Here is a 12,304-nt window from a genome sequence, read left to right on the forward strand (position 1 = left end):
TCAGCGGGTGAAGACGAAGTACTTGTAGGCGCCGTACGTCGTCGTGTTGACGTTGTCACCCGACGTCGTGTCGATGTACGAGGAGCGGAGCCGGAAGCGGACACCGGTGGGCGGGGTGCCGTCCAGGACGACCGAGTCCTTGCCGTAGGAGTCGAGCGCGAAGTACTCGGTGTCCGTGGTGTGCCAGGCGCCGTCGGAGAAGGCCTGGACCTGGAGCTGGTACTTGCGGCCCGGGTACGGCGTCATCGTGGTGTCGTAGACCGGGTCCTTGGACTGGCGGAAGTAGTAGTACGTCGCGTTCCAGGCGGTGGCGGTCTTGTAGGAGCCGCTCAGCGACGTCGAGATCTTCACCTTCGTGTAGACGGTGTTCGTCACCGTCTTCGCCGCATACCGCGTGTCACCCGTGAACTTCGCGCTGACCTTGGTGTCCCGGGTGAGGTGGACGGTCGCCGTCAGGTTGCCGCTCGCGTCGACCGTGCCCTTCTTCACCAGTGCGTTGGGCTTGTCGGAGCCGTAGGGGTCGGCCCAGATCTCCACCGTGCGGTTCTTGTACGTGGTGCCGAGGTGCGCGGTGAAGGTGACGTAGCTGCCGTAGCCGTATGTCTTGAGGTTGTTGTTCAGCGTCAGGGTGGTCGCCGTCCTGGCGACGCTGACCGAGCCGGATGCCGTGGCGCCCGCGTGGTCGGCGTCCCCCGCGTACGTGACGGTGTACTTGACCGTGCCGCCGGCCGGCGGGGTGTCCGTGAAGGAGTACGAGCCGTCCGCCGCGACGGTCGCCGTGCCGAGCGCCTTGCCGCTCGGGGACTCGGCGTCGGTGCGGGTGACGGAGACCGTGGTGCCCGCCGGGAAAGCGGACGAGGAGGCCAGCGTGCCGGTGACGGTGAGGGGCTTGGCGCGGGTGGCGGTGGCCGGCGCGTTCACCGTGAGGGTCGAGGACACCTTCGTCGGGTCGTCGTAGACGTGCAGCGCGTAGGCGTCGCTGCCGGTGCGGGACACCGCGAAGAGCTTGCTGGCGTCGGGCGCCCAGGCGAGGCCGCGCGCGGTGAGCTGGTCGGAGCCGAGGTCGTACTCCTTCAGCGCGAGCGAGGTGCCCGGCTTGAAGAGGTGGACGTCCGGCTCGTCCGTGGAGCTGGTGCCCGCGGCGACGTCGCCGTTCGGGGCGATGTCCACGGCGTTCGGGTACGGGTTGGTGGTGTACGCGCCGTCCTTGGACAGGTCCGTGAGCTTGTACACGGCCTGGTAGTACGGGGCGCCGCTGGCCGTGACGACGTCCTTGCCGTCGGGCGTGACGGCCATGTCCATGAGGTTGCCGCCGCCCGTGCTGCCGGGGTCGAAGGCGTGCGCGGTCTCGCTCGGCGTGCCGGAGGAGACGTCGTAGACCGCGAGGACGACCGGGCTCTGGCCGGGGGCGCCCGCGACGAGGGTGCCCGGGGCGCCGGCGGAGGCGTCCAGGATCGGGGCGGAGTACCAGGCGTTGGTGGGCGCCTGGTTCAGGGTGACGACCGGGTCGGTGCCGCTCAGGTCGAGGGAGCCGATCTGGCCCTGGGCGGCGCCGCCGTAGCCGAACCAGATCTTGCCGCCGGTCTCGGCGAGGTACTGCGGGTCGGCGGTGCCGGTGGAGTAGCGGTGGGCCTCGGTCGCGGTCGCCGTGTCGATGGCGGCGATCGCGTCGGCGTTGCCCACGGCCGCGTACACGGTGCCGGAGTCGGGCGACAGCTCCAGGCCGCGGACGCCGGGCAGCGAGCCGACGGTGCCGACGACCGAGCCCGCGTAGTCGGTGACGACGACCTGGCCGGCGTCCGGGTCGCTGATGAAGACCCGCTGGTGGACGCCGTCGACGACCATGTCGCCGGTCGACTTCAGGGGAAGGGACGTGCTGGAGTCGGCCGCCGCCGACCCGGCGCCGGTCGCGACCAGGGCGACCGAGCTGAACAGGACCGCGAGCGCTGTCGCGGCGGGGAGAGTGCGTCTGCGCACGGTGGTTTCGAACCCCCCGGAACGAATGAAGCGATGAGGGGCGGCCGCGGCGGAAGAGGGCACGCGTGCCGCCGTGAGTGATCGAAGGCTAGGTCATGGTGCTGACAGCCGGGTGAAAGGGTGCGTAAGAGACAGGTGAGAGACACCGGGGGAGACAACAGGTGAGAGACAGAGAGAAGCCCCCGGCGGGACAGGGGGGAGTGTCCCGCGGGGGCGGTTGCGCCGGGCCCCCGGTCAGAAGGTGGGGGCCTCGGCGGGCCTGGCCTTGTTCAGGTTGCTGGTGAAGTTGCCGTCCTTGAGCGGGAAGTTCGCCCGGCCGAAGTCGGACATCTGGGCGTACGCCTGGCGGGCTTCCGACGGCAGGGTCACGCAGGTGGACTCCTGACGCGGCAAGGGCAGCGCCTTCAAGAAGATCTACTCGTACGGCTACTACATAGACGGCGTCTCCGACAAGCTCGTCCGCGTCAGCAACGACCGCTGGGAGCCCGACGGGATCGAGAGCAAGGCCGAGAAGCGGCTGGACCCCAGCAGGTGCACGCACTGACCGGGCACACGCACTGACGCGGCGACAGGCCCTACGGCGCGGGCGGCACCGGGTGTTGGGCGGGCACGACGTCCTTGACCTGGTACGCCGCTCCCGGATCCGCCGCCCTCGCCGGCCCCGCGTTCGCCGCCAGGATCAGCGTCACCACGGCCACCACTGCGGCGGCGACGCCTCGGGTGTAACGCTCGGTGGTGCTGGTGCGTTCGAGCACGGCGACCTCTCCCAGCTCTCAGCAGCAATGTATTAAGCACGTTTAATACACGGTTTAACCTAGGGGTGGTCCAAGCCGAACGGCAAGGGGTGCTGGGGGAGTTGGGGCGATGGCCGAGCGTGACGACCCGGGCGTCATCGGACGCCGGGTGCAGCAGCTGCGCGTCGAACGCGGGCTGACCCAGCGGCAGTTGGCCGAGCCGGCCTACACGCCCGCGTACATCTCCACGCTGGAGGCCGGCCGGGTGCGGCCCTCCGACGACGCGCTGCGGCATCTCGCCGGCCGGCTCGGCGTCGGCTTCGAGGAGCTGGCGACCGGGCGCCCCGCCCACCTCGCCACCGATCTGCGGCTGCGCCTGACCGGGGCGCAGCGCACGCTCGCCACGGGAGAGGCCGAGGCGGCCGCGGAGCAGTACGCCGCCCTGCTCGCCGAGGCGCGGGAGCACGGGGTCCTCGACGTGGAGGCCGACGCACTGCTCGGGCTCGGCGAGTGCGGCCTCGACACCGGCGAACTGACCGAGGCCCGGCGCCACTTCGAGCGGGCCGAGCAGGTGCTCGCCGAGGCCGACGCCCCGCTGCCCGCCCGCGTCCCGGCCCTGCGCGGAAGGGCGGTGTCCCACTACCTCGCCGGTGAACTCCGTTACGCCGTATATCTGTTGGAGTCCACCCTCGACGAGCTGAACCGCGGCGGCCTGCACGACCCCGACGCCCTGCTCCTGCTCTACGCCAGCGCCATCGGCCCTTACATGGACATGGGCGCCCACGCCCGCGCCGCCCAGGCCGCCGAGTACGCCCTCGCCCTGGCCGCGCAGGCCGGTGACCCCGCCCTGGTGGCCCGTATGCACCGCTCGGTCGCCCGCACCCTGCTCGCCGAGGGCCGCATCGCCGAGGCCGACGCCTCCCTAGCCAAGGCCGCCGAGCTCTACCGCCGGCTCCAGCTGCGCACCGAACTCGCCAACTGCCACTGGATGCGCGGCTACGTCTACGCCCAGAACGGCGACCTGGAGCGCGCCGAGGCGGAGCTGCGGGAGGCCCGGGCCATGCTCACCGCCCAGCGCGCCGCCCTCTACACCAGCCAGGTCGCCGTTGAACTCGCCGACGTACTGCACCGCCGCGGCAGGTCCGACGAGGCCGCCGCCCTCCTCCACGAGGTGCTCAGCGACCTCACCCCCGAACGGGGCGCCCTGCACTCCGCCGCCGCCCACCGCCTCCTCGGCATCATCGCCGAGGACACCCACGACACCGAGACCGCCGAGGAGCACTACGTCCGCGCCCTGAGCCTCCTGGAGCGCGCGGGCGCGGCGGGCGACCTGGCCGACCTGTGCCGGCTCCTGGGTGACCTGCTCCGCCGCACGGGCAGAGTGGAGGCGGCCCTGGACGCCTACCGGACGGGCTTGGGCCACCGCACGGCCCCCGGCACGACAACCCTGGGCCCGGCCCCCGCACAGCCACCTCTGTAACGAACCCAAGCCTGTGCACAGGCCTCACCGGTTAGCCTTCGCGGAGCGCTTTCGAACAGGAGCGTTTTCGCACGGGTGGGGACGGACACGGTGGACAACCAGCGGACCGTGGGCGACGGGCTGCGGCTCGGTCTACGCGCGCTCGTGTACGCCGTGCTCGGCGGTGCCGCGCTCCTCGCCATCGCCACGGTCGTCTCGGTCCTCGGCCCCGTGCTTGCCCTCGACCTCTACACCCCGCCCGTCGCCGCCTGGTGGACCGTCTTCACGGCGATCGCGGTGCAGGGCGTGCCGTTCCTGCTGCTCGGCACGGTCGTCTCGGCGGCGATCGGGGCCTTCGTGCCGGAGAAGGTCTTCCGCAGGCTGCTGCCCCGGAATCAGGCCCTCGCCGTGCCCGTCGCGGGAGCGGCGGGTGTCGTCCTGCCCGGCTGCGAGTGCGCCTCCGTGCCGGTGGCCGGGAGCCTGATCCGGCGCGGCGTCGCCCCCGCGGCCGCCCTCGCCTTCCTCCTGTCCGCCCCCGCCATCAACCCGGTCGTCCTGGTCGCCACATCCGTCGCCTTCCCGGGGCAGCCGACGATGGTCCTCGCCCGGCTCGTCGCCTCGCTCGCCACCGCCGTGGTGATGGGCTGGCTGTGGGCCCGGTTCGGCCGCGAGGAGTGGCTGCGGCCGCCGAAGCGGCACACCGACCCCACCGCCTCCGGCCTGCGCGCCTTCACCGCCGGCCTCCAGCACGACTTCCTCCACGCCGGCGGCTTCCTCGTCCTCGGCGCGGCGGCCGCGGCGACCTTCAACATCGCGGTGCCGAGGTCGGTGCTGGATCTCTTCACCGGGTCGGTGTGGCTGTCGGTGCTGCTCCTGGCGCTGCTGGCGGTCGTCCTGTGCGTGTGCAGCGAGGCGGACGCGTTCGTCGCCGCCTCGCTGAGCGGGTTCTCGCCGACCGCGCGGCTGGCGTTCATGGTCGTCGGCCCGATGGTCGACCTGAAGCTGATCGCCCTCCAGGCGGGAACCTTCGGTCGGTCCTTCGCCCTGCGGTTCTCGTCCGTGACGTGGGTGGTGGCCGTGGCGAGCAGCGCGCTGGTGGGATGGTGGCTGCTGTGAGGCGGTACGGACCGGCGGTGCTGCTGCTCCTGACGGGCGCGGCGATCCTGCGGATCTCGCTCTTCAGCGAGCTGTACCTGCGGTATGTGCAGCAGGCGCTGCGACCGTACCTGGTGGTGTCCGGTGTCGTACTGGCCGTGCTGGGGGTGGTGGCAGCGGTCGTACGACTGGGACATGAGCATGACGACCGCACCAGTGACAGCGACAGTGACAGCGACAGCGACACTCACGGTGACGGTCACAGCCGTAGCCATAGCCACAGTCACAGCCCCCGTATCGCCTGGCTCCTCACCCTCCCCGCCCTCGCGCTCCTCCTCTTCCCGCCTCCCGCCCTCGGCTCCTACAGCGCCGAACGCGAGGCGGCGCAGCGGGCGGCGCAAGGGATCGGGACGTTCCCGGCACTGCCGGCCGGGGACACGGTGGAGCTGACGCTGGGGGAGTTCAGTTCCCGGGCTATCTACGACAGCGGGCGGTCGCTGGCGGGCCGCACGGTCCGGCTGACCGGCTTCGTCACCCGCGACGACGACGGCACCTGGTACGTCACCCGCCTCCTGGTTGCCTGCTGCGCCGCCGACGCCACCACCAGCAAGGTCGAGATCCGGGGCGCGGACGCGCCGCCCGCCGACACCTGGGTCACCGTCACCGGGACCTGGCACCCCAAGGGCGCGCTCGGCACGGACGGGGCCTGGCCACCCGTCCTGGACGCCACGTCGGTACGGCGGGTCACGCAGCCGGCGAACCCGTACGAGCAGCGGTGACGCTCCGCCAGGAGTGCCGACAGCCGGGTGCCACGATGTGTCGTCGGCCGGGGTTTTGCGGTACGCCCTACGGGTAGTCGGGCGTCGTCCGGGGCGGGCGGTGGGGTGGCCGCCGGAGGGCTCCTTGGACCGACAGGCCGCGCTCGACTGAGGAGGCTGCCGTGCGGCCCAGAGACGATCAGCGTGGTGAGCCAGGGCGAGGGAGCGGCGGTGCCATGGACGCGCTCGCCGAAGGCATACGCGGTGCGGGACCCGGCGAGGTTCCGGCCAGGTTGTGCGACGTCGCAGTGGAGCTGCTGCCTGTGACCGGTGCGAGCGTGTCGCTGCACAGCGACGGCATGCCCGTCCAGCTGGGCGCGAGCAGTGCGCAGGCCGCGTATGTGACCGAGCTCCAGGCCACTCTGGGCGACGGCCCCTGCCAGTCCGCGGCGGAGAACGGTGCCCCCGTGCTCGCCTGCGACCTGACGGCCGGGCGGGACGTTCTGCGCTGGCCGGTGTTCGCCCAGCAGGCCACGGCCGCCGGGGTCCGGGCGGTGTACTCGATGCCCCTGGGCAGCGACTCGGTGTGCGTGGGCACGCTCGACCTCTACCGTGACACTCCCGGCGGCCTCACCGACCGGGAGCTGCGGACGGCCCGGCTGATGGCCGGGATGATGACCGTGGCGCTGATGGCGCTGCCGCGCGCGGAGGACGCGGGCGACCTGGACGACGAACGGTGGCTCAGCGGCCTCGCCACCGACCACGACCAGGTCTACCAGGCGGCCGGCATGATCATGGCCCAGCTGGGCATCGGCACGGGCGAGGCACTGGCCCGGCTGCGCGCCCACGCGTTCGCGCACGGGCGCATGGCACTGGACGTGGCACGGGACGTGGTGGCGCATCGGCTGCGGTTGGACCAGGACTAGGCTGCGGCTGGACCAGGACTAGGCGGTCAAAGCCCGGGGTCCGGGCTCCTCCTAAGATCATCGTCCATGGACATAGCAGCTTTCGTCTTCGCCTTCGTCGGCCTCATGGCCGTCCTGACCATCCAGAGCCGGGTCTCACAGGCCGACCAGCGAGTTGCCCGCGTCGAGCGCAAACTCGACTTGATCATCGACCACTTGGGGCTGCGCGCGGACGACCCCCGGATGAACGAGGTCGTGGCGCTCGTACGGGACGGCAAGAAGATCCAGGCGATCAAGGTCTACCGGGAGATCACCGGGGCGGGCCTGAAGGAGGCCAAGGACGCCGTGGAGGGCATCGCCTAGACGTGCGCCCGCCCCCGCTTCCTGACCTCCGCCAGCCGCTGGGCGCCCAGTTCGACGGCCGTCGCGGTGGCGTCCGCCGGTACGTCGCCGAGGCCGCCGTTGGTGATGGTGATCGCGTCGTCGCCCACGCGGACGGCGGCGACGTGCAGCGTGAGCATGGGCGCCTCGTCGTACTCCGAGACGGCGCTGAGGACCACCCGCAGCCCCTGCCGGGCGTCCCCGACCTCCGGCATCTCCGCCTCACTCACCTCCACGGTCATCGTTCCGCCGCGCGCGGTCGCCGTGAACTCGCCGCACTTGTCCGGCAGGCTGCCGAGCCAGGCCAACGTCCGGTCGATGTCCTCGGTCCGATGGGCCACGACCTGGTAGCGCAGCTGGGCCTCGTCCCACTCGTCGTCCAGCCCGACCGACGCGCGCGTACGGGCGTCGGGGCCGAAGAGCTCCTCCGCGTACAGGGCGTCGAGCAGCCGCCGGCAGTCGGCCGACTCGGCGCTCGCCTTGAGCATGGCGTCCCGCCAGGTGGCGCCGCCCTCGGTGGGCACCCAGGGTTCGCCGAGGTCGTCCTCGCTGATGAGGGCGGCCCGCGCCTGGGCCTCGGTGAGCGTGGGGGCGGCGACGGGAGTCCGCGGCGTGGTGGCGGTGGCCGCGGGGGACACCGCGTCGGGGACACCCTTGATCGCCTTGTCCAGCCCGGTGACGGTGCATGCGGACGCGCTCAGCAGTCCGACCGAGAGCGTCGAGGCGATGACGGTGCGGGCCGAGGGACGGGGCATCGCGAGCCTCCTGTGCTGGCGTCGAGGGTGCGCTCAAGATCGGGTACGTGTTCGTGTTCCTAAGGCACCACCACGCCCGTACGTCCACCAGTGCGCCGGGCCGTCCGGGTGACGAGGGGTGACGAGGGGGGCTGTCAGTAGCCGATGGTGAAGCGGCGCTGCACGAAGCGGGGCAGCTCCGCCTCGTCGATCAGGGCGACGGCCGCGTCCTCCACCGAGATGCGGCTGCGGCCGTCGGCGTCCAGGACCGGCTGATCGCCACCGATCCTGAAGCGACCGGTGCGCTCGCCGGGGCCGATCTCCTCCGCGGGGCTGAAGTAGGTCCACAGCCGGTTCGAGGTCCGCAGGACGTTCAGGGCGTCGCGGTGGCCGCGTACCGCTGCCGCGTACTCGCGGGGCAGTCCCAGCTGGTCGAGTGCGGCGTGCAGCAGCTCGTCGGAGTCCGCGCGCACCACTCCCGGTCCGATTTCGAGGCTGCCGGCGCCGCCGATCACGATGAGGCGGGTCCGCGGGTGGCTCTCCAGAGCCTTCAGCAGGGACTGGGCCGCCGTCACGTAGACGGTCGGGTCGGCGATCGAGCGCCGCACGGTGTCCGCGAAGTCCTCGGCGGCATTGCCCGGCTGGAACCCGCTGATCAGGACGTCGAGTCCGGGCAGGACGCCCGCGACGCTCTTCGGGTCCAGGATGTCGACGCTCGTCCAGGTGATGTTGTCCCGGCTCTCTTCGCGCTGCGCCCGAGCGGCGTCCCGGCTGAACGCCTTGACGCGGTGGCCCCGTTGGAGGGCCTCGGTGACGACCCGGCTGCCGATGGTGCCCGTGGCTCCGATGACTCCGATGTGCATGGTTCTCCCCTGTGCATGCAGACGTCGGACGCCACGGTCACGTGACGCCGTGAAGAAACTATACGGCGTGAAGTAGATGTACAGGGCTAAGTAACTTGACGCTGTAGAGTGCCCGTTGTGACAGTCACGGGCAGCAGGGGAAGGCGCGAGCGGCTACGCGCCGAGACGACGGCCGAGATCAAGAAGGTGGCGCTGGCCCTGATGGCCTCGGGCGGCCCGGATGCCATCACCCTGCGGGCCATCGCCCGCGAGATGGGCATGACCGCCAACGCCATCTACGGCTACTTCGCGACCCGGGACGACCTGGTCACCACGCTCATCAACGACGTGTACACCGCCTTGGCCGACGCCGTGGACGCCGCCTGGGAGGGCGCTCCCGCCACGGATCCCGCCGCCCGGATCGAGGCGTGGGCGGGCGCGTTCCGGAACTGGGCCCTGGTGAACCCCCAGGGTTTCCGGCTCATCTACGGCGACCCTGTCCCCGGCTACCACGCCCCCGAAGGCGGCCCCGCCCCGGAGGCCGCACGCCGGGTCTGCACCGGACTCACGGCACTGGCGGCAGCCGCCTGGCCCCACGCCCAGCACCTCTACGAGGACAGCGCCTTCGACTGGTCCGACTTCGACCCCGGGCTCCTCGACAAGGTCCGCCCCGCCTTCCCCGAGCTGCCACCCGCAGCCGTCGCCCTCGCCCTGCGCATCTGGGGACACCTGCACGGCCTGGTGTCACTGGAGATCTACGGCCACATGCACACGCAGACCACCAGCCCCGACAAGCTCTTCCGGGAGGAACTCGCCCAGTTGGTGAGGACGTTGGGCGTCCCGCGCCGGAGCTGACCGCTACCGCTTGACGTGCTCCACGAAGGTACGGAAGGCCTTCGGCGAGAGGGTGAGGGTGCCGTGGTCGGGGTTCTTGGAGTCGCGGACGGCGATGCGGGGGGTGAGGGCGGCGACCTCGACGCATTCGCCACCGCTGCTGCCGCTGTAGGACGACTTACGCCACTTCAGCTCCATAGCGTTCCTCCATCACCCGCGCGATCAGGGCCGCCGATGCCTTCGGGGAGAGAGCCTCGGCCTGAAGGCGAGCGTAACCGACCGAACGCTCCCTCATTACTGCGGGGTTGGCCGTCATGTGCCCCCGGTCGTAGCTCTCGCTGTAGAACAGGTCGGGGTGATCGTCGAAGCGCAGGAGAGTGAAGGACCCCATCACCCCCGCGTGCTGACCGGCCGAGAACGGCAGCACTTGGATGTGCACCGACTGGTTGTCCTGGAAGCTCAACAGATGGGCGAGTTGCTCGCGCATGACCTCCCGGCCGCCGATCTCCCGATACAGCACCGCCTCGTCCAGCACGACCCACAGCGAGGGCGGCTGTTCGCGCTCCAGGATGCGTTGCCGCTCCATCCGTGCCGCCACCATCTCGTCGAGCGTAACGGTGTGGTCCACCTCCATCACCGCTCGCGCGTACGCCTTCGTCTGCAGAAGGCCGTAGACCAGCTGGCACTGATACGTGGAGATGTACGTCGCCTTCGCCTCCATGTCGGCGAATGGCTGGAACCAGGTCGGCAACTGGCTCCGTAGAACCAGCCCCACGAGCCTCGAAAAGTACCCTTCCGTCACCAGCGCCGCGTCCACACGCTCGGCGAAATCCCGCGTCGGCACCTTCAGCGTCGTCTCGATCTGGCCGATCAGCGAGCCCGAGCAGAACAAGATCGAGCCCAGCTGCTTCAACGTCAGCCCCGCTTCCTCACGCTTCCTCCTCAGCTCGTAGCCGAAGTAGTCCAACGGAGAAGCCGTGGGATCGAGTTGGCGGATGTGAACCAAGGCAGGCACCCCCAAGGTCGACGTTGCGCGTCGTTACGTCCGGTCTGTAGCTGAGCGTAACCGTGTGACTTCACGCTGGTGATGGGAATCGTGAAAATCAATCGCGCCTCCAAGCCGCCCCCGTTACCGTCGCCCCATGCAGCGCGCCAACCCGTCTCTCACGACGACGCCGGACCCCGTCCCGGCGCCGCGCTGACAGCTGAGCGAATCGAAGCCCCGGGGCGAGTGCCCCGGGGTTTTGTCGTGGGGTGCTCGTCCGTTCACCTGGAGGAGTAGCCATGAACGCCCCGCACGACCACCGCCGCCTCGGCCGCGAGCTCGGCCTCTTCGACACCGACCCCCTGATGGGCGCCGGCCTGCCCTACTGGCTGCCCGACGGGGCGGTCGTCCGGCATGTGCTGGAGGAGTACATCCGCGAGGCCGAGCGCGAGGCCGGCTACCGGCACGTGTACTCACCCGTGCTCGGCAAACGCGAGCTGTACGAGATCTCCGGGCACTGGGACCACTACAGCGACGACATGTTCCCGCCGATGGAACTGGGCGCCGAACAGGTCGTCCTGCGCCCCAGCCTGTGCCCGCACCACGCCCTGATCTACCGCTCCCGCTCCCACAGCTACCGCGAACTACCCTTCCGCATGGCCGAGTTGGGCGGCATGTACCGCTCCGAGCTGTCCGGCGTCCTCGGCGGCCTCACCCGCGTCCGTGCCATCCACCTCAACGACGCCCACATCTTCTGCACCCTGGAACAGGCGGTGGAAGAGGCCCGCGCCGCCCTCGACCTCATCGCCCGCGCCTACGCCGACCTCGGCATCCGCGCGGCCCGGTACCGCCTGTCCCTGCCGGGGGACGGCGGCAAGTACGTCGCCGATCCCGCGCTGTGGCGCCGGGCCACCGCGTTGCTCGAAGACGTCCTGGAGGGGATCGAGTACGACGCCGCCGAGGGCGAGGCCGCCTTCTACGGGCCCAAGATCGACGTCCAGATCACCGACCGCGCCGGCCGGGAAGCCACCCTTTCCACCGTCCAGATCGACTTCCACCAGCCCGAACGCTTCGACCTGCACTACATCGGCCCCGACGGCGCCAAGCACCGCCCGGTCATGGTCCACCGCAGCATCATCGGCAGCGTGGAGCGCGCGGTCGCGCATCTGATCGAGCAGCACGGAGGCGCGTTCCCGGCGTGGCTGGCCCCCGTACAGCTGGTGCTCCTCCCCGTCGCGGAGGAGCAGGTCGAGCACGCCGAGAAGCTACTGGGCCGGGCCCTCGACCAGGGCCTGCGGGCCGAACTCGCCGGCCCCGAGCAGGGCACCCTCGGGGCCCGCATCCGCGCCGCCCGCCTCGTGCCATACCAGGCCGTGATCGGGGAGCGCGAGGCGGCGGAGGACGGCGACCTCGCGGCCGTACGCCTACGAGACGGCCGCAAGCCCGGGACCATGCAGGGCGCGGAACTGATCGCCCGAATCACCGAGCACGTAGCAGCGCGCAGTTCCGAGGTAGGCCTCTAGGGGCGCGGGGAACTGCGCGACCAGCCGCGATCGACCCGCAGACGCCAACGATCCGAACCCCCCACCCCGCTCCGCCC

The 12,304-nt window shown here is 71.1% G+C and carries 14 protein-coding genes; 7 read left to right on the plus strand and 7 right to left on the minus strand.

Features of this window, described 5'->3' with window-relative positions; translation table 11 throughout:
- The 3 genes from ACQEV2_RS21845 to ACQEV2_RS21855 form a co-directional block, all read right to left on the minus strand.
- Positions 1–1,977, minus strand: coding sequence for an Ig-like domain repeat protein (locus ACQEV2_RS21845; protein WP_433043955.1), 1,977 nt, complete (start codon positions 1,975–1,977; stop codon positions 1–3).
- A gap of 234 nt (positions 1,978–2,211) precedes the next feature.
- Complete coding sequence (locus ACQEV2_RS21850) at positions 2,212–2,346, minus strand: NPP1 family protein (RefSeq protein ID WP_433043958.1); 135 nt, start codon at positions 2,344–2,346, stop codon at positions 2,212–2,214.
- 206 nt (positions 2,347–2,552) lie between these two features.
- Positions 2,553–2,732: a hypothetical protein gene (locus ACQEV2_RS21855; RefSeq protein ID WP_433043961.1), complete on the minus strand. Its 180-nt coding sequence runs from the start codon at positions 2,730–2,732 to the stop codon at positions 2,553–2,555.
- Between the two features lie 109 nt (positions 2,733–2,841).
- On the opposite strand from ACQEV2_RS21855, the gene ACQEV2_RS21860 reads away from it, so the two are divergent.
- From ACQEV2_RS21860 to ACQEV2_RS21880, 5 genes are all read left to right on the plus strand, one after another.
- Positions 2,842–4,191 (plus strand): tetratricopeptide repeat protein, encoded by a 1,350-nt coding sequence (locus ACQEV2_RS21860; protein ID WP_433043964.1) that lies wholly within the window; start codon positions 2,842–2,844, stop codon positions 4,189–4,191.
- Positions 4,192–4,266: 75 nt separating this feature from the next.
- Positions 4,267–5,286, plus strand: a complete 1,020-nt coding sequence (locus ACQEV2_RS21865; protein ID WP_433043967.1) for a permease — start codon at positions 4,267–4,269, stop codon at positions 5,284–5,286.
- Positions 5,283–6,044 carry a TIGR03943 family putative permease subunit gene (locus ACQEV2_RS21870; protein ID WP_433043970.1) on the plus strand — a complete coding sequence of 254 codons (762 nt, stop codon included), beginning with the start codon at positions 5,283–5,285 and terminating at the stop codon, positions 6,042–6,044. Before ACQEV2_RS21865 ends, ACQEV2_RS21870 begins: the two co-directional genes overlap by 4 nt.
- A gap of 215 nt (positions 6,045–6,259) precedes the next feature.
- Positions 6,260–6,949, plus strand: a complete 690-nt coding sequence (locus tag ACQEV2_RS21875) for a GAF and ANTAR domain-containing protein (protein ID WP_433043973.1) — start codon at positions 6,260–6,262, stop codon at positions 6,947–6,949.
- Between the two features lie 66 nt (positions 6,950–7,015).
- Positions 7,016–7,291: a ribosomal protein L7/L12 gene (locus ACQEV2_RS21880; RefSeq protein ID WP_433043976.1), complete on the plus strand. Its 276-nt coding sequence runs from the start codon at positions 7,016–7,018 to the stop codon at positions 7,289–7,291.
- Here ACQEV2_RS21880 and ACQEV2_RS21885 read toward each other — a convergent pair.
- Positions 7,288–8,064 (minus strand): hypothetical protein, encoded by a 777-nt coding sequence (locus ACQEV2_RS21885; protein WP_433043979.1) that lies wholly within the window; start codon positions 8,062–8,064, stop codon positions 7,288–7,290. The genes ACQEV2_RS21880 and ACQEV2_RS21885 overlap by 4 nt on opposite strands.
- Before the next feature lie 134 nt (positions 8,065–8,198).
- Complete coding sequence (locus ACQEV2_RS21890; RefSeq protein ID WP_433043982.1) at positions 8,199–8,906, minus strand: NAD(P)-dependent oxidoreductase; 708 nt, start codon at positions 8,904–8,906, stop codon at positions 8,199–8,201.
- A 117-nt stretch (positions 8,907–9,023) separates the two neighbouring features.
- On the opposite strand from ACQEV2_RS21890, the gene ACQEV2_RS21895 reads away from it, so the two are divergent.
- The gene (locus ACQEV2_RS21895) at positions 9,024–9,740 is read left to right on the plus strand and encodes a TetR/AcrR family transcriptional regulator (RefSeq protein WP_433043985.1); all 717 of its coding nucleotides are present in this window, start codon (positions 9,024–9,026) and stop codon (positions 9,738–9,740) included.
- A gap of 3 nt (positions 9,741–9,743) precedes the next feature.
- Here ACQEV2_RS21895 and ACQEV2_RS21900 read toward each other — a convergent pair whose 3' ends face one another.
- Positions 9,744–9,917, minus strand: coding sequence for a DUF397 domain-containing protein (locus tag ACQEV2_RS21900; RefSeq protein ID WP_433043988.1), 174 nt, complete (start codon positions 9,915–9,917; stop codon positions 9,744–9,746).
- Complete coding sequence (locus ACQEV2_RS21905; RefSeq protein ID WP_433054681.1) at positions 9,898–10,725, minus strand: helix-turn-helix domain-containing protein; 828 nt, start codon at positions 10,723–10,725, stop codon at positions 9,898–9,900. The genes ACQEV2_RS21900 and ACQEV2_RS21905 overlap by 20 nt, the downstream gene beginning before the upstream one ends.
- A gap of 278 nt (positions 10,726–11,003) precedes the next feature.
- Between ACQEV2_RS21905 and thrS the strand changes: the two genes are divergently transcribed.
- Positions 11,004–12,227: a threonine--tRNA ligase gene (gene thrS / locus ACQEV2_RS21910; RefSeq protein WP_433043991.1), complete on the plus strand. Its 1,224-nt coding sequence runs from the start codon at positions 11,004–11,006 to the stop codon at positions 12,225–12,227.
- Positions 12,228–12,304 lie beyond the last annotated feature (77 nt).

Origin of the sequence: Streptomyces sp. CA-251387 (assembly GCF_050936625.1) — a bacterium.
Taxonomy (GTDB): Bacteria; Actinomycetota; Actinomycetes; order Streptomycetales; family Streptomycetaceae; genus Streptomyces.

Bases quoted from the DNA above. Each gene is read 5' to 3' on its own strand.
- ACQEV2_RS21885 (WP_433043979.1), bottom strand. From the start codon at position 8,064: ATGCCCCGTCCCTCGGCCCGCACCGTCATCGCCTCGACGCTCTCGGTC.
- ACQEV2_RS21880 (WP_433043976.1), top strand. From the start codon at position 7,016: ATGGACATAGCAGCTTTCGTCTTCGCCTTCGTCGGCCTCATGGCCGTC.
- ACQEV2_RS21900 (WP_433043988.1), bottom strand. From the start codon at position 9,917: ATGGAGCTGAAGTGGCGTAAGTCGTCCTACAGCGGCAGCAGCGGTGGC.
- ACQEV2_RS21860 (WP_433043964.1), top strand. From the start codon at position 2,842: ATGGCCGAGCGTGACGACCCGGGCGTCATCGGACGCCGGGTGCAGCAG.
- ACQEV2_RS21890 (WP_433043982.1), bottom strand. From the start codon at position 8,906: ATGCACATCGGAGTCATCGGAGCCACGGGCACCATCGGCAGCCGGGTC.
- ACQEV2_RS21875 (WP_433043973.1), top strand. From the start codon at position 6,260: ATGGACGCGCTCGCCGAAGGCATACGCGGTGCGGGACCCGGCGAGGTT.
- thrS (WP_433043991.1), top strand. From the start codon at position 11,004: ATGAACGCCCCGCACGACCACCGCCGCCTCGGCCGCGAGCTCGGCCTC.